This is a genomic window from Enterococcus sp. AZ071 (assembly GCF_050499065.1).
Lineage (GTDB): Bacteria > Bacillota > Bacilli > Lactobacillales > Enterococcaceae > Enterococcus_A > Enterococcus_A ferrettii.
The window spans coordinates 664,401-686,927 of sequence record NZ_JBIPAS010000001.1; the positions used below are offsets into that span (position 1 = coordinate 664,401).

A 22,527-nucleotide genomic window follows, 5' to 3' on the forward strand; every position below is an offset into this window, starting at 1 on the left:
CGATCGGTAAAAGGATCGTAAACCTTTTTTTCTAAACCTAATCAACTAATTGATGCATTTCGTTAAAATAATTTTTATAAGCACTATAGCCCCCAATAATTGAACCTAAACTAGTAGCAGACAGAAGCATGAAAGTAACCATGATCTGATATTTGATGGCATGGACAGGATCTAAACCTGCAAAAATCAACCCGGACATCATACCCGGCAAACTTACTAAGCCTACTGTTTTAGCAGAATCGATGGTAGGCTGCATTGCCGTTTTGATGCTGTGTTGTAGAATTGGCTGAGCGGCTAGTTTTACGGAGGCCCCTAAAGCTAGTTTTTCCAAAACTTGCTGCCGCTGATCATGAAACTGTGTATTCAGGTTGCGATAGCACAAGCCGATCGCAACCATCGAGTTGCTGGCAATCATCCCAGTAATAGGAACAATTTGTGAAGGGATAAATTGTATAGCTCCCGACAGAATCAATACGCCCAAAGTCACATAAGTGCTAATTAGAATGGCTAACAAAGAATGTATATATTTCTTATGCCGACTAGGATTACGTTTGTGGGCATTCCAAGCAGCGTTAAATACAATAAATAAACTCATAGCAGTCGTTAAAAAATTATTATCTGCCTGGAAAATGTACTTCAATACATAACCCACAATGACTAATTGGATAACCGCTCGAAAGATACTATAGAAAATATCCTTTGACAAATCTAATTTTTCTTTTTGGCTTATTGCTATAGCGATAAGCACTAACCCGAAAGAAAGAACTAGTGATAAATTATTGACGGACAGGTTCATCTGTTAATTGTCCTCCTTTGATCCACATAATTGTATCAGCCGCCTGTATTTCAGCCTCATCATGAGTAACTTGCAAAATAGTTACCTTATTTTGATGAATCTGTGCAAACAGCTGCTGAATAATTGTTTTATTTCTTTCATCCAGACCTGCTGTAACCTCATCTAATAATAAAATTCGTGGTAAGAACAAAATATTGCGAATTAAAGCAACACGTTGCCGCTCACCACCAGAAAGTTGGGTAATCGGTTTATCAAGATAAGATTTAGGTAAATCTACCATTTGGAGGTGTTCGAGCATAGACTCTTCATTCACTATTTTCCCTCGTATTTGGTATGGAAAAATTAGATTATCGCGGACACTGTCACCGAAAAGGGTAGGTTGTTGAAAACAATAAGAAACGTGTCTTCGATATTCAGTGTAAGGATAATCAGATTGATTTCTTCCAGAAAAAATGATTTCACCAGAGGTTGGTGTAGCCAATGAGGCAATTAAGCGGAGAAGTGTACTTTTTCCACCACCAGAAGGACCTGATATAGTTAAGAAGTCGTTGGCTTCAACCAGCATACTGATGTGATTAATAATTAGTTGTTGATCGGGTTGATAACTAATATTTTTTATTTCTAACAAAGGCATCAAAAAAATCCTTTCTACTTATACTGGAATAATGACAAATAATTCAGGGTGCTTCTCAATTATCAGATGCTTAACTTGATAGGCAGGATAAGTGATAAAATGACTATCTGCCTGATAGCGATCAAAAAAATATTTTTTGATTTGTTCTTCTGACCATTGTCTTGCAGGAAAATGCCAGAATTTTTCTTTCTCTATATCTAGGATAAATACAAAGTTTGAACTCCAAGCATTTTTAATCTCTGATGGAACCATCGCCAGTTGTTCTTCAAAAGATTTCATTTAGTTTCCTCCTGTTAAGTGCATTTTCGATTATCAAAGAGTTTGCTTTCCCATTTTTGATTTATTGGATATTAAGCGGGCCCGACCTTCGACCTGAACTAAAGTGGTTAGCTCTTTCAAAGCATCAGTAGCAATCCACTGCTTTGATTTGGAAGTTTCTTGTTGCAATTCCATTGCCGATTGAATACAGAGTTCTCTACTTTCCAAACTGATTTTGCCTAACTCCCTTAAGGCCCAGGAAGCAGCCTTTTTAACTAAAAGGCGCTCATCGTCTGTATAAACTTTAATTAGATTCAGATAGTCGTCAATTTCGTCTAGGGACAACTTAGCATGGGTGGAAGTACTGGCAATTAAAGTAAAAGCTGCTCGTTTCTTATAAAGTTCCTCTGAATTAATCCAGTCACGAATGTATTCTTCAAAGTTTATCCTAATAAGGATTGTTTTGCAGATAAGATCACAAAGATCCCAAGAATACACATCGTCTATTAAAGCAGTAATATCTTTTTTTGTACACTCCCGTGGTTTTAACGATAAGACGGTTAGAATCTTACATTCGTGATAACCAGTTCTCCACAGTTCAAAAAGGAAGCCTTTTTCCTTCGGTAGTTTTCTAGCAAATTTTCTTAGTTCTGAGGTAGGAACACCAATAGCATCTCTAGCAGGGATTCCTAATTTTATTATATTTTGTTTGTATTTGTCGGAAGCTTCATCTTGTAAGTATTGTAGAATTCTATCAATTGTCATAACACACCTCTTTTTATATTCTATTATCTCTCACTCTTGAATATTCGTCTATTTAAACTTTAAGACAAAATATTTTGAGTTTGACCAATTTTGATGTATTATATGTTCACGGTTACTTACAGTTAGTAAAAAAGTATAAATCTTTTCATTTTTTCACGAAAAGCTTTATAATTGAGCCGTGAGTTCATAAGAGCTCAATTCATCTAGGAGGTTTGTATTATTATGGGAAAAGAACATTATGATAGAAGTAAACCACACGTTAATATTGGTACCATTGGTCACGTCGATCATGGGAAAACAACATTAACGGCAGCAATTACAACGGTACTAGGCAAAAAAGGTCTTGCAAACCCTCAGGACTATGCAAGTATCGATGCTGCACCTGAAGAGCGTGAACGTGGAATTACTATCAATACTGCGCACGTTGAATATGAAACTGAAAAACGTCATTATGCTCACATTGACGCACCAGGACACGCGGACTATGTAAAAAATATGATTACCGGTGCTGCACAAATGGACGGAGCAATCTTAGTTGTATCGGCAACAGATGGTCCTATGCCTCAAACACGTGAACACATTTTGTTATCACGTCAAGTTGGTGTTAAATATCTGATTGTCTTCTTAAATAAAGTTGATTTAGTTGACGATGAAGAACTAATTGACTTAGTTGAAATGGAAGTTCGTGAATTGTTATCAGAATACGGTTTCCCAGGTGATGATATTCCTGTCTTGAAGGGTTCTGCATTGAAAGCCTTAGAAGGCGATACTGAACAAGAACAAGTAATCATGGATTTGATGGACACAGTTGATGAATATATTCCAACACCTGAACGTGATAATGACAAACCTTTGTTGTTGCCGGTTGAGGATGTGTTCTCAATTACTGGTCGTGGTACTGTTGCTTCTGGTCGTATCGATCGTGGTAAAGTAAATGTGGGTGATGAAATTGAAATCGTTGGGATTAAACCTGAAACTCAAAAAGCAGTAGTTACTGGATTAGAAATGTTCCGTAAAACATTGGATTATGGTGAAGCTGGAGACAATGTGGGGATTTTGTTGCGTGGGATTACTCGTGACCAAATTGAGCGTGGTCAAGTTATTGCTAAACCAAGCTCAATTACACCACATACCAAGTTCAAAGCTGAAGTGTATGTGTTGTCGAAAGAAGAAGGTGGTCGTCACACACCATTCTTTAATAACTATCGTCCACAATTCTACTTCCGTACAACAGATGTAACAGGAAACATTGTCTTGCCGGCTGACACTGAAATGGTAATGCCTGGAGACAACGTAACTATCGATGTTGACTTGATTCATCCAATTGCGGTAGAAAAAGGAACAACTTTCTCCATTCGTGAAGGCGGACGGACTGTTGGTTCAGGTATCGTAACAGAAATAGAAGGTTAATATAAAAAGTGTCCCTTAGGCGGCACTTTTTTTCTTTTCTTCCCTCAAAAACTAAGCTATGATTAAAATAAAAAGTGAGGATAAGTAATGGAAAAAGTTTTTGTTAGTCCCGGAATGTATTTGCAAGGGGAGAATATCTTAACGTCTCGTTTTGAAGAATTATTGCAATATGGCAAACGAGGCTTAATTGTAACGGATACTTTTGTTTATCAACTAATTGGAGAAGATATTATCTATCGTATGACAAAATCTGGTTGCGAGCTGACTGTTTGGCTAGTGGACACGGGAGACCAAATTAATTTACCTGAAAAAACTGACTTTGTGCTTTCAATAGGTGGAGGACGAGCTATTGACCTTGGAAAATCAATAGCTTTGCGAGAAAAGAAAGCGTATATCGTTCTACCAACATCTGCATCAACCGATGCGCCAGTTTCGCGTATTTCAGTAGCATATGATGAAAAAGGTTATTTTCAAGAATATCACTATTTTTCTAAAGGACCGGATCTTGTTTTCGTTGATACAGCAATTCTAGTCAATAGTCCAATTCACCTTTTAACTGCTGGAATCGCAGATGGGCTATCAACTTTTGTTGAGGCTCGAACTGTTTGGGAAAATCATGGACTTAATACATTAGGAGTTCGACCAACTATAGCGGCACAAGTTCTAGCAGAAAAGTGCAAAGACGTTTTATTAGCTAATGCAGTGGACGCTGTTGAGACAAATAAAGAGCAAAAAGTGACTCCGGAATTTGAGGCAGTGGTGGAAGCTAATACATTATTAAGCGGTATTGGTTTTGAATCAGGGGGACTAAGCATTGCTCATTCTTTGCACAATGCCTTGATGAGCAAGTTTGGAAAGAAGATAAAAGCCAGTCACGGACAAATAATTGCGGTAACTACACTGATTCATTTAAAGGTTGAAACCAGAAAAGAATTGAATGCGTATCAGCAACTATTTCAAAAACTTTCTTTGCCAATTACGATTAAAGAGTTAGGAATTCAATTAGATGATGCTGCAATTGGACAAATCGCAGAGTTGGCCTTTACTGCCAATGATGGGATTGTACGGAGTGGCAGTACAATAACCAAATCTGAACTAATTGAAGCAATCCAAGCATTTAAATAAAAAGCGAAGTTGCCTTTATTTGCAGGCAACTTCGCTTTTTTGTCAGATATTCAATACTTTATTTAAGAAGTCTTTTGTCCGCGGATTATGCGGGTTATTAAAGATTTGTTCTGGTGTGCCGTCTTCTAAGATTTTTCCACCATCAGTAAACATTACTCGATCTGCTACTTCCTTAGCAAAGCCCATTTCATGAGTAACGATGACCATCGTCATTCCCTGATGAGCTAAATCTTTCATAACCTTCAACACATCTCCAACCATTTCAGGGTCGAGAGCAGAGGTAGGTTCATCAAATAGCATAACATCCGGATTCATTGCTAAAGCTCGCGCAATTGCAACCCTCTGCTTTTGTCCGCCAGAAAGACTGTCCGGATAAACATCTTTTTTCTCAGCAAGTCCAACACGTTCTAATAATTCAATCGCCCGTTCAATCGCTTTTTCTTTTGCTTCACCCTTCAAATCTAGCGGAGCCAAAGTAATATTTTGCAATACAGTCAAATGAGGAAACAAGTTAAAGTGTTGAAATACCATACCTATATGCTGACGCACTAAGTTAATATCGGTATTTTTGTCAGTTAAATCCTGACCGTCAATGATAATTTGTCCTTCTGTCGGATCTTCCAGACGATTCATACAACGCAAAAAGGTTGATTTACCTGAACCTGAAGGGCCGATGATACAGACAACTTCACCTTCTTTTATGGTTACGTTAATATCATTCAATACAGTGTTGTCACCGAATTTTTTTACTAAATGATTAACAACAATTTTTTCACTCATCTTAGTTCACCTTCTTATCTAGGCGATTCGCCAATTTAGTCAACAGAGTAATCAATATTAAATACATGATTGCAATGATCAAGTAAACGTACGAACTTTGTGTAGTACGGGCCACAATAATTTTCCCTGTTTGAAGCAATTCTACTACACCAATTGCTGAAATGATGGTCGTATCCTTCAAACTGATAACGAATTGATTGATAAAAGAAGGGATCATGATCTTAATTGCTTGCGGTAAAACAATTTTTTGCATCGTTTTATTGTAGGATAAACCTAAACTACGCGAGGCTTCCATTTGCCCAATTGGTACAGCATTAATCCCACCTCGAACGATTTCAGCAATATAGGCACTAGCGTTTAGGGTTAAAGTAATTATACCCGCTATAAAGTCAGGGATAGTTATTCCGGTAATGCCTGGAAGACCAAAGAAAATGAAGAAGGCCAATACCATCATAGGAATACCACGAATTACATCGATATAAATACCAGCAAATAGGCGAAGTGCCTTAACTGGTGAAACACGGAACAGACCAAAAATGACACCTAAAACTAAAGCAAGAACAAAAGAAACTAATGCAAGAACGATCGTCTTCCATAAGCCTTCTAGCAGAGCAGGGTAGTTATTTTTTAACAAGCCGCCAATTGTTGATTCGTCAACAATTTCTTTACTGTTCGAAGTACTACCATCACCAATATGTTCACTAAGAATTTGATCATATTCACCAGTACGATGCATTTCGTCTAATGCTTCATTAAACATTTCCAATAGTTCTGGATTTTCTCCTTTTTTAACAGCAAATCCATAAGAGCCGCCTGACTCCCGTTCGATTGGGGTTTTAAGGTCTTGACCTTGCTGAACAGCGTAGCCAATAACTGGATAATCATCCATCATAGCATCAATAGAACCAACCTTTAATGCATCGTACAATTGGTCAGCAGCGTCAAAATTCTTAATCTTATAACCGTACTCATCTTGATGAGATTTTAGAAAATCAGCACTTTCAGTCCCTACTTTAGCACCAACCGTTTTTCCATCAAGGTCTTTATAGGATTTAATGTCGTTGTTATCTTTTGAAACAGCTAATTGAATACCGCTTTGGAAATAAGGCTCAGAAAAATCATAATTTTCTTTTCGTTCATCAGTAATCGTCATTCCGGCAATCATTCCATCAGCTTGACCTGATTCTAATGCCTGCATAGCAGAAGAGAAACCGATAAATTTGAATTGAAGATTAAATCCTTGCATTTCAGCTGCACGAGTTAACAAATCCACGTCGATTCCCTTATACTTGCCATCGCTATCTTGGTACTCAAATGGAGCAAAAGCGGAATCACTTGAGATAATGTAAGTGTCTTTTTTCGGCTCTACCTTCTTCATTTTGCCAGAAGGAGCAGCCGTACCTGAGCCAGTTGAAATATAGTTGCTGACAATTTCATCATATGTTCCGTCAGCTTTTAAGTCTTTTAATCCTTGATTGAATTTTTCCAGCAGTTCCTTATTTTGACCTTTTTTTACACCAAAACCATAAGAACTTCCGACTTCATAGTCGCCCACCATTTTGAAAGGTTGGCCATTGTTTACTGCATAACCTAAAACCGGATAGTCATCAAAAATGGCTTGAACATTATCGTTGCCTAATGCATTGTACAAAGCATCGGCTGCTTCATACTGTTTAATGCTGTAGCCATACTTGTCTTTATTTTCTTCTAAAAAAGCAGCACTTTCAGTCCCAATTTTAGCAGCAACTGTTTTTCCTTTCAAATCTTCGTAGCTTGTGATGTCGCTGTTATCTTTGTGAACGGCCATTTGAATTCCGCTGTCAAAGTAAGGGTCAGAGAAATCGAATGTTTTTTTACGCTCATCTGTAATGCTCATTCCAGCGATCATTCCGTCTAGTTGATCGGACTGAACACCTTGGATCGAACTGTCGAAACCTAAAGGGCGTAGATCTACTTTAAAACCTTGATCTTCCGCTATTTTATTAAGTAAATCTACATCAATCCCGATATAATTACCATCTGAATCCTGGAATTCAAAGGGAGCAAAAGTTAGGTCAGTTCCTATCTTATAGGTCGTCTCAGCATGACTTTTCTCACTGAAGCCGAGCGTTATAATACTTGCCACCAACAGTATTAAGAATGATAAAAGTCTTCGTTTTTTCATAACAAACCTCCTATAGTATTATCATTGATCTATTATATGTTAGACCGCCTAAAGAAAACAAGTGCTTCCAGCATTTGAAATGAAAAAAATAAAATAATCCTAACACGTAATGTCACGAAATCTCACATATCTAATTTTAAGGAAACTGTAAGATGAATGAGGAAATAAGAAGAAAAAATGGCGAAAATATGTTCGGTATGCTATAATTTGTGACTGAGAAATTCTTCTCTCGAATGAAGAAAAAGGAGGACGGTTGTGTGATAGAAAGAGAAACAGAGAACACTTTTGACCTTCATTCCAATTACGAACCTGCAGGTGATCAGCCAACGGCGATTTGCCAATTATCAGAAGGTGTTGTGAGCGGAAAGAAAGCCCAAATTCTCTTGGGAGCGACCGGTACAGGTAAAACCTATACCATTTCTAACGTAATCAAGGAAGTTAATAAGCCTACGTTGATCATTGCGCACAATAAAACCTTAGCAGGACAGCTATATGGTGAGTTTAAGGAATTTTTCCCTAACAATGCTGTTGAATATTTTGTAAGTTATTATGATTATTATCAACCTGAAGCCTATGTACCATCTAGTGACACTTATATAGAAAAAGATTCTAGTATTAACGATGAAATAGACAAACTTCGTCATTCGGCAACAAGTGCTTTACTTGAGCGGAATGATGTTATTGTGGTAGCATCTGTATCTTGTATTTTTGGCTTAGGATCCCCTAAGGAATATCAAGAGCAGGTGGTTTCTTTGCGAGTTGGTATGGAAATGGACCGCAATCAGTTACTGCGGAGCCTGATTGATATTCAGTTTGAACGGAACGATATTGATTTTCAACGCGGACGTTTTCGTGTTCGTGGAGACGTGGTTGAAATATTCCCAGCATCTCGGGATGAACGAGCTTTGCGGGTAGAATTTTTTGGCGATGAAATTGATCGTATTCGTGAGGTTGATGCTTTGACAGGAGAAGTGGTGGGTGAGACGGAGCATGTTGCAATTTTTCCAGCTACACACTTTCTGACCAATGAACATAATTTAGAAATTGCTATTAGCGGTATTCAAAAAGAGTTGGAGGACCGTTTAGCTGTTTTACGTGGTGAAAATAAGCTTTTAGAAGCTCAACGCCTGGAACAGCGTACGAACTATGATATTGAAATGTTGCGAGAAATGGGCTATACCTCAGGAATTGAGAACTATTCGCGACATATGGATGGGCGTAAAGAAGGTGAGCCTCCATATACTTTGATTGATTTCTTCCCAGATGACTTTCTAATGGTTATTGATGAGTCCCATGTTACGATGCCGCAAGTTCGCGGAATGTACAATGGTGACCGTGCGAGAAAGCAAATGTTGGTTGATTATGGATTCCGTTTACCTTCTGCCTTGGACAATCGACCTTTGCGCTTAGAGGAATTTGAGGAACGCGTTAACCAGATCGTTTATGTGTCAGCTACTCCCGGTCCGTATGAAGATACCCAAACAGATACTGTAGTAGAACAAATCATTCGACCAACGGGTTTATTAGACCCGGTCGTTGAAGTTCGTCCAATTATGGGTCAAATTGACGATTTAGTTGGTGAAATTAATGAACGCGCTGAAAGAAACGAACGAGTATTTGTGACGACTCTAACTAAGAAAATGTCTGAAGATTTGACTGATTATTTTAAAGAACTGGGTATAAAGGTTAAGTACCTTCACAGTGATATCAAAACTTTGGAGCGGACCGAAATCATCCGTGATTTGCGTTTAGGCAAGTTTGACGTCTTAGTTGGTATTAATTTGCTCCGAGAGGGGATTGACGTGCCAGAAGTGTCACTCGTAGCCATTTTAGATGCTGATAAAGAAGGATTCTTGCGAAGCGAACGATCATTAGTTCAAACGATTGGTCGAGCTGCCCGTAATTCAGCTGGTAAGGTGATCATGTACGCTGACAAAATAACCGATTCAATGCAACGAGCAATGGATGAAACATCACGTCGTCGTGAAATTCAGAATCAATACAACGAAGATCATGGAATTGAGCCGAAAACAATTATTAAGGAAATCCGCGATTTGATTGCTATCAGTAAGGTTGCTGAGGAAGTCGGTGCTTATGACCTTAGTTCTTATGATGAGATGTCTAAGGAAGAACGTAACTTGATGATTGAAAAACTAGAGGACGAAATGCGAGAAGCTGCGAAAACACTTGATTTCGAAACAGCTGCTACTTTGCGGGATACTATCCTAGAATTAAAAGCAGCAGAATAAAAATAGTCATTTCATTTGTAAAGGAGAGAATTATGGCAAACGATAAAATAGTAATTCATGGCGCTAGAGCCCATAATTTGAAAGATATTGATGTAACTATTCCCCGTGACAAAATGGTTGTTGTCACGGGATTATCTGGCTCAGGAAAAAGTTCATTGGCCTTCGATACGTTATATGCTGAAGGACAACGTCGTTATGTAGAGAGTCTATCAGCATATGCTCGTCAATTCCTAGGACAGATGGATAAGCCGGATGTAGATAGCATCGACGGTTTAAGCCCAGCGATTTCAATTGACCAAAAAACAACCAGTAAAAATCCACGTTCAACCGTAGGGACTGTAACTGAAATCAATGATTATCTTCGTCTACTGTATGCGCGAGTAGGGCACCCTATCTGTCCTAATGATCACATTGAAATTACTTCACAATCAGTTGAACAAATGGTTGATAAAGTTTTAGAGCTTTCTGAGCGAACAAAAATCCAAATTTTAGCTCCTGTTGTAGTCAAGAAAAAGGGCCAGCATAAAAAAGTTTTTGAAATGATCCAACGTGAGGGCTACGTAAGAATGCGTGTTGATGACGAAGTTTATGATGTATCCGAAGCACCTGAACTAGAAAAAAACAAAAAGCATGATATTGCGATTATTATTGACCGGATTGTTGTAAAAGAGGGGATTCGTTCCCGATTGTTCGATTCTTTTGAAGCAGCTTTACGTTTAGCGGATGGTTATGCTCTAGTCGATGTGATTGATCAAGAAGAGATGCTATTCAGTGAACATTATGCTTGTCCTTATTGTGGATTTACTGTTGGCGAATTGGAACCTCGACTCTTTTCTTTCAATGCGCCATTTGGTGCCTGTCCAGAGTGCGATGGGCTAGGTGTGAAGCTGGAAGTTGACCCAGAGCTAGTGATTCCTGATCCGACTAAAACACTTAGAGAAGGAGCGCTCATACCTTGGAATCCAATTAGTTCTCAATACTATCCTCAAATGCTAGAGCAAGCTTGTACTAGCTTTGGTATTGATATGGATACCGCTTTTGAGGATCTACCAAACGAACATCAAGAAATCGTATTACACGGTTCAAATGGTGAACATTTCCATTTCCACTATGAAAATGATTTTGGTGGAGTCCGAGATGTAGAAGTTCCCTTTGAAGGCATTTTACCCAATATTGATCGGCGTTATCGAGAAACCAATAGTGATTTTACTCGTGAACAAATGCGCCTATACATGACTGAATTGACATGTCAGGCTTGTCACGGTTTGCGGTTAAATCCTCAAGCATTATCAGTGCAGGTTAATGGAACCAACATTGGTCAAGTTAGTGAGGATTCAATTAATCAAGCCTTGGACTTCTTTGATGAATTGAGTCTAAGTGAACAAGAAACAATGATTGCTCGTCCAATCCTGAAGGAAATTGGGGATCGTTTAACTTTCTTGCAGAATGTTGGATTAGAATATTTAACTTTAAGCCGTGCTGCTGGGACATTATCAGGCGGAGAAGCGCAGCGAATTCGTTTGGCCACGCAAATTGGATCTAATTTATCTGGTGTACTGTATATTCTTGATGAGCCTTCAATTGGTTTGCATCAACGGGATAATGATCGCTTAATTCGTTCCTTGCAAAAAATGCGAGATTTAGGAAATACATTAATTGTGGTTGAACATGACGAAGATACAATGCGAGCAGCAGACTATTTAATCGATGTGGGACCAGGAGCGGGAGACCAAGGCGGTGAGATTGTTGCGGCTGGAACACCTGCTGAAGTTGCTAAAAATGAGAATTCTTTAACAGGACAATATTTATCTGGTAAACGACAAATTCCAGTTCCAAAAGAGCGTCGCAAGGGTAACGGTAAGAACATTAAGGTTACTGGAGCAGCAGAAAACAATTTGAAGAATTTGGATGTAGAGTTTCCATTAGGAAAATTTGTTGCGATAACTGGCGTTTCTGGTTCTGGGAAATCGACACTAGTCAATCAGATATTGAAAAAAGCGCTGGCTCAAAAGTTAAATCGAAATTCTAATAAGCCAGGTAAATACAAAAAGATTACCGGCTATAAGAGTATTGAAAAACTAGTTGATATTGATCAAAGCCCAATCGGACGAACACCACGAAGCAATCCTGCGACGTATACCAGCGTATTTGACGATATTCGTGATTTGTTTGCTAAAACCAACGAAGCCAAGATTCGTGGGTACAAAAAAGGACGCTTCAGCTTTAATGTTAAGGGCGGTCGCTGTGAAGCTTGTCGCGGCGATGGAATTATCAAAATCGAAATGCATTTCTTACCAGATGTGTATGTCCCTTGTGAAGTTTGTCATGGTAAACGATACAACTCTGAAACTTTGGAAGTACATTATAAAGGGAAAAACATTGCTGATATTTTAGAAATGACAGTCGAAGATGCAGTAGAATTCTTTAAACACATTCCGAAAATTCATCGTAAATTACAAACAATTGTGGATGTCGGTTTAGGATATGTCACGATGGGGCAACCAGCAACGACCTTATCAGGAGGCGAAGCTCAGCGTATGAAGTTAGCCAGTGAGTTGCATAAGAACTCTAATGGTAAAAATTTCTATATTTTAGATGAGCCAACTACTGGTTTGCACACAGACGATATCGCTCGTTTGCTGAAGGTGTTGGAGCGGTTTGTTGATGCTGGTAATACGGTATTGGTTATCGAACATAATTTGGATGTCATTAAGTCTGCCGATTACGTTATTGACTTAGGTCCTGAAGGCGGTGACGGTGGAGGAACGATTTTGGCCACTGGAACGCCCGAAGAAATTGCAGAAGTATCTGAAAGCTACACAGGTCATTACTTGAAAAAAGCGTTAGAAAACGCCAAATAGTTGTAAAGAAAAATGCAATTCAAAGACTTAGCTTTGCTTGCATTTTTCTTTATGGTATGATAATCAAGGATTAAGACGAGAAGGTGTAGTGAAAATGAATAAACAGCAAAAATTTGTACCAATTTTACTAGGAAGTGATATCAATGTCTATGGAATGGCCCGCTCTTTTCATGAAGCTTATGGAATAGTTAGCGAGGCTTATGCTGGGTTGCAATTGGCTCCAACAAAACACTCAAAAATAGTAAATGTCCATACTCTACGAGATTTCGATAAAGATCCTGTTTTCATCGAAGAAATGCGAAAATTGGGAAAAGAAAAATTTAACGATCCAGATACTAAATATTTATTGATAGCTTGTGGAGATGGTTATGCTGAATTAGTTTCTTTACACAAAAATGAATTATCAGAGTGGTTTATTTGTCCTTATATTGATTTTTCTTTGTTGGAACGTTTAATCAGCAAAGTTAGTTTTTATGACATTTGTGAAGAATATCAGCTTCCATACCCTAACACATTGATTATTCGGGAAGATATGCTAGAAAATGGTTTTTTAAATCAAGAATTACCTTTCTCATTCCCAGTGGCATTGAAACCAGCGAATAGTGTAGAGTGGCTCTCGGTTGATTTTGAAGGACGTAAAAAGGCGTTTATTTTTGATACACGAGAAGAATTCGATACAATTTTAGCACGCATTTATCAAGCAGGCTACAAAAGCGAAATGATTGCTCAAGATTTCATCCCTGGTGATGACAGCAATATGCGTGTGTTGAATGCTTATGTGGATCAGCAAAATCAAGTTCGAATGATGTGCCTGGGCCATCCTCTTCTGGAAGATCCTTCACCCGAAGCAATTGGGAATTATGTAGCGATCATGCCTGAATACAATGAAAAAATTTATCAAACAATTAAGTCTTTTTTAGAAAAAATATCTTACACTGGATTTGCTAATTTTGATATGAAATATGATCCTCGGGATGGGGAGTACAAGTTGTTTGAAATTAACCTTCGTCAGGGCCGCAGCAGTTTCTTTGTTACTTTGAATGGACTGAACCTGGCTCAATTTGTTACGGAGGATCGTGTTTTTGAAATACCTTATGCTGAAACAATTTACGGAAAAGCCCAAGAGGATACTGAGATGCTCTGGATGGGGGTACCGAAAGAAGTTTTTGCAAAGTTCGCACGAGATAATGAGGATAAAAGGCGAGCGCTTGACCTTATCCAAAAGGACAAGTGGGGAACAACAGTTTTTTATAAGAAAGACATGTCTCCAATGCGTTGGATGTTGATGAAGTATATGTTTAGTAAATACAAAGGACGATTTGAAATGTTCTTTAAAGAGAAAGAAGGGTAAGGATTGGAGAACTTCTTTAGCATTTTAGGTGGAATGGGCACCATGGCAACTGAAAGCTTTGTTCGCTTAATTAATCATCGGATCATAGCACACAAAGATCAGGATTACTTGAATTATGTTCTATTTAATCATGCGACGGTTCCGGATAGAACGGACTATATTTTGGATCATACTGTGGATAGCCCACTACCATTTCTGCTGGATGATATCGAAAAGCAAAATTTGCTAAAGCCTAATTTTATTGTGTTGACTTGCAATACTGCGCATTATTTTTTTGATGCTATTCAAGGTGCTACCGATATAACAGTTTTGCACATGCCAAGAGAAGCTGCTAAGAAATTGAAACAGACAAATCCAGGTGGAGGAAAAGTCGCATTTTTAGGAACTGAAGGAAGTGTCAAAGCGGGTATCTATCAGAGTGAAATGGAAAATCAAGGATTTGATGTACTCATTCCTGACAAGGAATTACAAACGAAAGTAAACAACTTAATTTACCGAGATGTAAAAGAGAACGATTATATTAACACGAATCTTTATCTGGAAATCTTATCTGATGTTTTTGATGGATTAGGATGTCAGAATGTGATTCTAGGTTGTACAGAGTTATCATTAGTGCAAGAGAATATAGGAGAGAATCCTTATCCTGTGATTGATGCCCAATCAGTCTTAGCTGATCGGACAATTGAATTAGCTTTGGAAAACAGATCTTCTAAATAAAGAAGGTCTTTTTTTATGATTTCCTTTTTTTAAAGGAATTTAATAATTAAATATGTAGTAAAGACACGCCCGGAATGATACAATGTACAGGATGGAGAGGAGTGACACCAAATGACAGATAGTTTACATTTAGTGGTCATTACTGGAATGAGTGGAGCAGGTAAAACTGTAGCTATTCAAAGTTTTGAAGATATGGGGTATTTTTGCGTAGACAATATGCCTCCCGGATTAATTCCAAAGTTTTGGGAACTGATCCGCGAATCAGGAAAAGTAACAAAAATTGCACTAGTAGTTGATTTACGCTCACGAGCTTTTTTTGAAGAGATTCAAAATATGCTAGTCGAGATTGATAATACAGGTTTCATCGATACTAGTTTACTGTTTTTAGATGCTTCTGATGAAGAATTAGTCTCCAGGTACAAAGAAACTAGAAGGACACATCCAATGGCAATGGATGGATTAGTGACTGAGGGGATTCGAAAAGAACGTGCGATTTTAGAAGATTTAAAAACACGAGCAACATTGGTTATTGACACAACAAATTTGGCACCGCGTCAATTGAGAGAAAAAATAAATCATGAGTTCAAACAAACCGATGATCTTGGTTTCCATATTGAAATGCTTTCATTTGGATTTAAATATGGGTTGCCAATTGATGCAGATATTGTGATGGATGTACGGTTTTTACCAAATCCTCATTATATTGCTGAACTGCGTCCTAAAACTGGTTTAGACAAAGAAGTTTATGACTATGTAATGTCTTTTCCAGAGACAGGAGAGTTTTATAATGACTTTGTACATTTACTCAAAAATATCTTACCTGGATATGTTAAGGAAGGTAAAAGTTCGTTAACAATTGCTATTGGTTGCACCGGTGGTCAACATCGCTCTGTGGCTTTGAGCGAGCGGGTTGGTAAAGCTTTAAAAGAATTAGATTATCGAGTCAATATCACTCATCGCGATAAAGACAAACGGAAAGAGACGGTGAATCGTTCATGAGAATGAAAACCTATCGAATCCGTAAACCTAAAATTGTTGTGATTGGAGGCGGAACTGGTTTACCGGTCATACTAAAAAGTTTACGTAACCAGAGTGCGGATATTACAGCAGTTGTTACGGTAGCAGATGATGGTGGAAGCAGCGGTGAATTAAGGAATTCAATCGACATGGCACCGCCAGGAGATTTAAGAAATGTGCTAGCAGCATTATCAGATATGCCTAGATTGTATGAAGATCTGTTTCAATATCGATTTAGGGAAGAAGATAAGTTTCTCGCAAACCATACGATAGGCAATCTGATAATTGCTGCCCTTTCTGAGATGCGAGGGAGTACTTATGAAGCAATCCAACTCTTATCTCATATGATGCATGTGGATGGTCATGTTTTTCCATCCTCTGAGAAGCCTCTAATTTTACACGCAGAATTTGAAGATGGTACTACCGTTGCAGGCGAATCGAAAATTGCGTTAGACCGTAAAATTATTAAAAGGGTTTATGTTACCGGACATGACAATGACCATGATATACATGCTGCCCGAAAAGTTGTTCAAACAATCAAGGATGCTGATATGGTGGTTTTAGGACCTGGGTCCTTGTTTACAAGCATTTTACCTAATTTAGTGATTAGTGAGATCGGCGAAGCCGTCCGAACAACAAATGCGGAAGTGGTTTATATTTGTAATATCATGACTCAAAAAGGTGAAACCGAACACTTTAGCGATGCAGATCACGTAAAAGTGCTTCATCAGCATTTAGCAGATAATTTTGTTGATACGGTTTTAGTCAATACTGAAAAAGTACCAGAAGATTACATGAATCCTGAAATCTATGATGAATACTTAGTTCAAGTAACCCATGATTTCAACGGACTAAGAGAAGAAGGATGTCGAGTTGTTTCTACAGATTTTTTGAAACTACGAGACGGCGGTGTTTTTCATGATGGAGATAAAGTAGTGGATGAGTTATTTCGAATTGTTTTCGGTGCTAAAATTTAATAGGGGGCTTAGATAATGTCATTTGCGGCAGAAGTAAAAAAAGAGCTCACTGGATTGGCCGTACAAAAAGAATTAGCTAAAGCTGAGTTAGCCGCCTTAATTCGTATGAATGGCTCGCTTAGTTTAAGTAACCACCAGTTTGTGTTAAATGTGCAAACGGAAAATGCTGCCATTGCACGCCGACTTTTTACATTATTAAAGGAAAATTACGGTGTACGTAGCGAGTTACTAGTTCGCCGGAAAATGAAGTTAAAGAAGAACAATGTTTACATTGTTCGTTTGAAACAAGAAACGCAAAGCATTTTAACAGATCTGAATATTATGGATGGCATGATGTTTCAATCACATATTTCAGAAGAACTAAAATCTGAGGACGAAAAAGTTCGAGCTTACTTAAGAGGGGCGTTCTTGGCATCAGGGTCGGTTAACAACCCTGAAACAAGTCGTTATCATTTGGAAATATCCTCGATATATGAAGAACATAATCAGGATATTTGTGATCTTCTAAATCAGTTTGATTTAAATGCCCGAACTTTGGCTCGCCGTAATGGCTATATTACCTATTTGAAAGGTGCCGAAAAAATTGCAGATTTCTTAGTTTTGATCGGTGCAACTAATTCGATGTTAAAATTTGAAGATGTTCGTATTGTCAGGGATATGCGAAATTCCGTGAATCGATTGGTGAATTGTGAGACCGCAAATATGAATAAGACGATTGATGCCGCTTCAAAGCAAATTGAAAACATTCATTTCATTGAAACGACAGTTGGACTTCAATCGTTGCCGGAGAAATTACAAGAGATAGCAGAGCTGCGAATTCAACATCCAGAGGTTAGTTTAAAAGAGTTAGGTGAGATGATTCCATCTGGTGGAATTTCAAAATCTGGGATTAATCACCGGATTCGTAAGATCAATGACTTTGCAGAAGAATTGAAAAAGAGAAGTATGTAAAAACGCTAGTGGTTCAGAGGCTATCTCTTTTCCACTAACGTTTTTTTGACAATGAAAGGAAGCATGTGGCACACCTATCCAACTATAACGATAGGTACTCTCTTAATTGCTCCCTTGTAACAGACTCATCAAAAATATGCTCATCGACTAAAACGGTTGGTACAAATTTAATATTTGCTTGTTCTGCTTCATTGCGGATTTCTTGTTGCAAGCTTTGATTAGGTTGTTGCTTAAGATGCAATATTTTTTCAGCGTAGTCAGCAACTTGTTCTAAGCTAAGTTCTTTCCAATCATCTTGAGACAAGTAAACCTGCTGAATTTGTTGAAGAGTTACTGCCGGATCATTACTGATATATTCATGCATGATATTTCCACGTTGAAGGCTTTCTTTGTCCTTGTCTAATAGTTTTATAATACGCTGCACTTTTTCATCTGTGACCGCCTGTGCCAACATTTCTTGAGATTCTTCAAACCATTGCTTACAAAACGGACAGCGAAGGTTCATAAATTCAATAATTCTTTTAGGAGCGTGATCAGAACCGATTTTGATACCATTCCAATCATTTACAAACTCGGGTTTAATTACAGAGATATCCATGGATTAATTCCTCCTTTTCTACTAGTGTACAAGAAAAATCTAAGAATACAAAACAAATAAATTCTTTTTTACTGAAATTAGGGAAAACGAGCATTTAAAAAAAGCTGTGCTTGGTTTATAATAAAACCGTTGCGAATACTTATTACGAGGAGGAAACGCATGCGAAAAACAAAAACAATGGATGGAAACACCGCTGCCGCATATATATCTTATGCATTTACTGAATTGGCAGCAATTTATCCAATTACGCCAAGTTCAACGATGGCTGAACTTGTTGATCAATGGGCGGCTCAGGGGAAGAAAAATATTTTTGGTCAGCCTGTTAATATAACTGAAATGCAGTCAGAAGCCGGAGCAGCTGGTGTTGTTCATGGGGCTTTAAAAACGGGGGCTTTGACAACAACTTATACTGCTTCTCAAGGCTTATTATTAATGATTCCCAATATGTACAAAATTGCTGGTGAATTGTTGCCAACAGTTTTCCATGTAGCTAGTCGTGCGATTACAACGAATGCTCTTAACATTTTTGGTGATCATGGAGATGTTATGGCAGCACGTCAAACCGGTTTTGCTATGTTGCAGGAAAGCAGTGTACAAGAGGTTATGGATCTTTCAGCGATTGCTCATTTGGCAACAATTGAAGCTAGTGTGCCATTCATGAACTTTTTCGATGGGTTTAGGACCAGTCATGAAATTCAAAAAATTGAAGTATTGGACTATGAAGAGCTTGCACCGTTGATTAATCAAGAAAAGCTTACTGAATTTCGTAAGCGTAGCATGAATCCAAATCACCCAACAATCAGTGGTACCAATCAGAACTCGGACATCCACTTTCAACAAAGAGAAACAGTGAATCAGTTTTATCAAAAGCTGCCAGCAATTGTACAAAAATATATGAAAGCCATTAATGAATTACGTGGAACGGATTACGACCTAGTAAATTATTATGGGGCTCTGGATGCGGAAGAAGTTATTATTACCATGGGATCAGTGGCACAGACCATTGAACAAACTGTTGATTATCTAAATGCGAAAGGTCGAAAAGTTGGTTTTCTAAATATTCATTTATATCGTCCTTTCCCAGTTAAAAACTTGTTAGAAAAATTGCCAAAAACAGTTAAAAGTATCGCAGTGTTGGATCGTTCTAAGGAGCCTGGTGCTGATGGAGAACCGTTACTATTAGATGTACAAAGTGTTATGTACGATGCTGATATTCGTCCAATGATTATTGGTGGCCGTTACGGACTAGGTTCAAAAGATGTAACTCCTGATCAAATTATTGCTGTGTACAATGAATTGTTGAAACCAAAAAATAGTGCAAAAAACCGTTTTACTATTGGAATTGTGGATGATGTTACTCACTTATCATTAGACACTGAAGAAGTGGTAGACTTAACAAATTCTTCTACGTTCCAAGCAAAATTTTGGGGTTTTGGCTCTGATGGAACAGTAGGAGCGAATAAATCCGCAATTAAAATTATTGGCGATAATACGGATAAATACGTACAAGGCTATTTTTACTATGATTCGAAAAAATCTGGTGGGCTGACGGTTTCTCATTTGCGCTTTGGAGATACGCCGATTCGTTCAACCTACTTAGTGGAAAGTGCTGACTTTGTTGCATGTCATACACCTGCGTATATTCATAATTATGATTTGTTAAAAGGGTTAAAGCCAGGAGGAACTTTTCTGCTAAATACTACTTGGAATGATCAACAAATCAATCAATTGTTGCCGGCACGCTTAAAACGCTTTATTGCTGAAAATGATATCAAGTTTTACACTATTAATGCTGCAAGATTGGCAATGGAAGTTGGTTTAGGCCAGCGAATTAACACAATCATGCAAACAGCCTTCTTTAAATTGACTGGTATCATTCCTTTTGAGGAAGTCTTAGATATTTTAAAGGAAGATGCAGACCGAAATTATCGTCGAAAATCTGTTGAAATCGTTGAACAGAATATTGCGGCAATGGATCGCACGATCGAGTTGCTTCATCGATATAAAGTTCCAGATGACTGGTATTATGCTGAAATTCCTGCAAAGGTTCGTCCGACAGCTGTTCCACGTTACGTTGAAGAAGTTTTAGAGCCAGTTAATGCTTTGGAGGGCGACAGTCTTACAGTAGGAACTTTGGTAAGAAATGGAATGACTACTGGTACAATTCCAGTGGGTACAACAACCTATGAAAAACGTGGTGTGGCTTTAGAAGTTCCGGAATGGATTAGCGACCGTTGTACTATGTGTAATGAGTGTTCATTTGTGTGTCCTCATGCAGCAATTCGCCCATTCTTAGCCGATGATGAGGAAATGCAAGAAGCACCGGAAGGATATATTGTTCGGGAAATGCGCAGCGCTGATGGGTTGAAATATCGAATTCAAGTATCAATTGAAGATTGTACAGGTTGTGGTTTATGTGTAGAAGCTTGCCCAGCTAAAGGAAAAGCCTTGGTTATGAAGCCTTATCAAGAACAAAAGGAACAAGCTCTTAACTGGGCATTTGCGATGACATTGAAACAAAAGGAAAATCCAGTGAAACCTAATTCTGTGTTAGGCAGCCAGTTCAATCAACCCCTGATGGAATTCTCAAGTGCTTGTGCTGGTTGCGGAGAAACGCCTTACGTAAAACTGCTGACTCAAATGTATGGAGATCGGATGATGATTGCTAATGCTACGGGGTGTTCTTCTATTTGGGGAGCAGCGGCACCAGTTAGTCCGTATACTACGAATCTAAAAGGACAGGGACCAGCTTGGTCCAACTCTCTATTTGAAGACAATGCGGAATTTGGTTATGGAATGCTGCTGGCCAATCAAACGCGCCGTCAAGAACTAGCTTTCAGAATGTCCCAAGTTCTTAATGAAGTTTCAGAAGAGCTGAAGGATTTAATGGAAGACTGGATGAATCATTTACATGACTCTGAGGGAACTCAGCAACGAGCAGCAAAATTGAAGGCTGCTTTGGAAATAGAAAAAGCAGGTAATGACCGTCTAGAAAGTATTTACGCGGATCATGATCTGTTTGTCAAAACCAGTCAATGGATTTTTGGCGGAGATGGCTGGGCTTATGATATCGGCTTTGGCGGGATCGATCACGTTCTAGCGAGCGGAGCAGATGTAAACATTTTAGTTATGGATAATGAGGTATATTCTAACACGGGTGGACAAACCTCCAAGGCAACTCCGGCTTCAGCCATTGCTAAGTTTTCAGCCAACGGGAAATATGCATCGAAAAAAGATCTGGGAATGATTGCGATGACTTATGGCAATGTTTACGTTGCTCAGATAGCTTCTGGTGCTAATCAAAAACAAACAATTAAAGCTTTTGAAGAAGCAGAAAAATTCCCAGGGCCTTCATTGATTATTGCTTACACACCATGTATCAATCATGGCTTGCGTGGTGGTATGAGCAAGAGTCTTCAAGAAGCAAAGGATGCTGTAAATTCTGGCTACTGGTCACTGTATCGTTACAATCCACTTGCAAAAGAAGCAAATAGGAATCCAATGTCCTTGGATTTCAAACGACCAAACTTCGAGCAAATGATTGATTTTATGAAAAATCAAGTTCGCTTCTCTGCACTTCAATCTGTTCAACCAAAATTCGCTGAACATTTGTATGAGAAGACGGTAGAGGATGCTAAGACTCGTTTCTTTAATTACGCTAGAATTGCTGGTCAAGAAGAAAAGCTACGAGCAAAAATTGAAGGAACCAATGAAAAAACTTCAGAAGAACTAAAGCGGGAACGACGGGAAAGAAAAACTGATCCGGAGGCAGAAGCTCGTCGTGCAGCGAGAAGAGCTGCACGTGCGGAAAAGCGTCAAGATAAATAGTAATTTTGGGGAGCTCTCAGAACAAGTTGTTCTGAGACTCTTTTTT

Annotated in this window: 17 protein-coding genes; 10 read left to right on the forward strand and 7 right to left on the reverse strand. The window is 38.4% G+C overall.

The window, feature by feature from the left end; translation table 11 throughout:
• Positions 1-37: 37 nt before the first annotated feature.
• Genes IGI49_RS03275 through IGI49_RS03290 form a run of 4 tightly spaced genes read right to left on the reverse strand, consistent with a single transcriptional unit; the run spans position 38 to position 2,453 of the window.
• Positions 38-796, reverse strand: coding sequence for an ABC transporter permease (locus tag IGI49_RS03275; RefSeq protein WP_429963328.1), 759 nt, complete (start codon positions 794-796; stop codon positions 38-40).
• On the reverse strand, positions 777-1,430 hold the full coding sequence (locus IGI49_RS03280; protein WP_429963329.1) for an ABC transporter ATP-binding protein: 654 nt from the start codon (positions 1,428-1,430) through the stop codon (positions 777-779). The genes IGI49_RS03275 and IGI49_RS03280 overlap by 20 nt, the downstream gene beginning before the upstream one ends.
• An 18-nt stretch (positions 1,431-1,448) precedes the next feature.
• A complete protein-coding gene (locus IGI49_RS03285) occupies positions 1,449-1,709 on the reverse strand; it encodes a hypothetical protein (RefSeq protein WP_207701641.1) in 261 nt (86 codons plus the stop codon).
• A 33-nt stretch (positions 1,710-1,742) separates the two neighbouring features.
• A complete protein-coding gene (locus IGI49_RS03290; RefSeq protein WP_429963330.1) occupies positions 1,743-2,453 on the reverse strand; it encodes a DNA alkylation repair protein in 711 nt (236 codons plus the stop codon).
• Between the two features lie 222 nt (positions 2,454-2,675).
• On the opposite strand from IGI49_RS03290, the gene tuf reads away from it, so the two are divergent.
• Both tuf and IGI49_RS03300 read left to right on the forward strand, forming a co-directional pair.
• Positions 2,676-3,863 (forward strand): elongation factor Tu, encoded by a 1,188-nt coding sequence (gene tuf / locus IGI49_RS03295; protein WP_207701639.1) that lies wholly within the window; start codon positions 2,676-2,678, stop codon positions 3,861-3,863.
• An 87-nt stretch (positions 3,864-3,950) separates the two neighbouring features.
• Positions 3,951-4,988, forward strand: a complete 1,038-nt coding sequence (locus tag IGI49_RS03300; RefSeq protein WP_429963331.1) for an iron-containing alcohol dehydrogenase — start codon at positions 3,951-3,953, stop codon at positions 4,986-4,988.
• Between the two features lie 42 nt (positions 4,989-5,030).
• Here IGI49_RS03300 and IGI49_RS03305 read toward each other — a convergent pair whose 3' ends face one another.
• Positions 5,031-5,768, reverse strand: a complete 738-nt coding sequence (locus tag IGI49_RS03305) for an amino acid ABC transporter ATP-binding protein (RefSeq protein ID WP_429963332.1) — start codon at positions 5,766-5,768, stop codon at positions 5,031-5,033.
• A 1-nt stretch (position 5,769) separates the two neighbouring features.
• A complete protein-coding gene (locus IGI49_RS03310) occupies positions 5,770-7,932 on the reverse strand; it encodes an amino acid ABC transporter substrate-binding protein/permease (protein WP_429963333.1) in 2,163 nt (720 codons plus the stop codon).
• Positions 7,933-8,189: 257 nt separating this feature from the next.
• On the opposite strand from IGI49_RS03310, the gene uvrB reads away from it, so the two are divergent.
• The 7 genes from uvrB (at position 8,190) to whiA (ending at position 18,055) form a co-directional block, all read left to right on the forward strand.
• Positions 8,190-10,181, forward strand: coding sequence for an excinuclease ABC subunit UvrB (gene uvrB / locus IGI49_RS03315; protein WP_429963334.1), 1,992 nt, complete (start codon positions 8,190-8,192; stop codon positions 10,179-10,181).
• 32 nt (positions 10,182-10,213) lie between these two features.
• Positions 10,214-13,042 (forward strand): excinuclease ABC subunit UvrA, encoded by a 2,829-nt coding sequence (gene uvrA / locus IGI49_RS03320; protein ID WP_429963335.1) that lies wholly within the window; start codon positions 10,214-10,216, stop codon positions 13,040-13,042.
• 94 nt (positions 13,043-13,136) lie between these two features.
• Positions 13,137-14,393, forward strand: a complete 1,257-nt coding sequence (locus tag IGI49_RS03325; protein WP_429963336.1) for a carboxylate--amine ligase — start codon at positions 13,137-13,139, stop codon at positions 14,391-14,393.
• 3 nt (positions 14,394-14,396) lie between these two features.
• Entirely contained in the window at positions 14,397-15,110 is a 714-nt protein-coding gene (locus IGI49_RS03330) for an amino acid racemase (protein WP_429963337.1), read from the forward strand.
• A gap of 111 nt (positions 15,111-15,221) precedes the next feature.
• The gene (rapZ, locus tag IGI49_RS03335) at positions 15,222-16,109 is read left to right on the forward strand and encodes an RNase adapter RapZ (protein WP_429963338.1); all 888 of its coding nucleotides are present in this window, start codon (positions 15,222-15,224) and stop codon (positions 16,107-16,109) included.
• Positions 16,106-17,104 (forward strand): gluconeogenesis factor YvcK family protein, encoded by a 999-nt coding sequence (locus tag IGI49_RS03340; protein WP_429963339.1) that lies wholly within the window; start codon positions 16,106-16,108, stop codon positions 17,102-17,104. The genes rapZ and IGI49_RS03340 overlap by 4 nt, the downstream gene beginning before the upstream one ends.
• A 15-nt stretch (positions 17,105-17,119) precedes the next feature.
• A complete protein-coding gene (whiA, locus tag IGI49_RS03345; RefSeq protein WP_207701629.1) occupies positions 17,120-18,055 on the forward strand; it encodes a DNA-binding protein WhiA in 936 nt (311 codons plus the stop codon).
• A gap of 82 nt (positions 18,056-18,137) precedes the next feature.
• Here whiA and IGI49_RS03350 read toward each other — a convergent pair whose 3' ends face one another.
• A complete protein-coding gene (locus IGI49_RS03350; RefSeq protein ID WP_429963340.1) occupies positions 18,138-18,653 on the reverse strand; it encodes a thioredoxin domain-containing protein in 516 nt (171 codons plus the stop codon).
• Positions 18,654-18,812: 159 nt separating this feature from the next.
• On the opposite strand from IGI49_RS03350, the gene nifJ reads away from it, so the two are divergent.
• Positions 18,813-22,481, forward strand: a complete 3,669-nt coding sequence (gene nifJ / locus IGI49_RS03355) for a pyruvate:ferredoxin (flavodoxin) oxidoreductase (protein WP_429963341.1) — start codon at positions 18,813-18,815, stop codon at positions 22,479-22,481.
• The last annotated feature ends 46 nt before the right edge of the window (positions 22,482-22,527 follow it).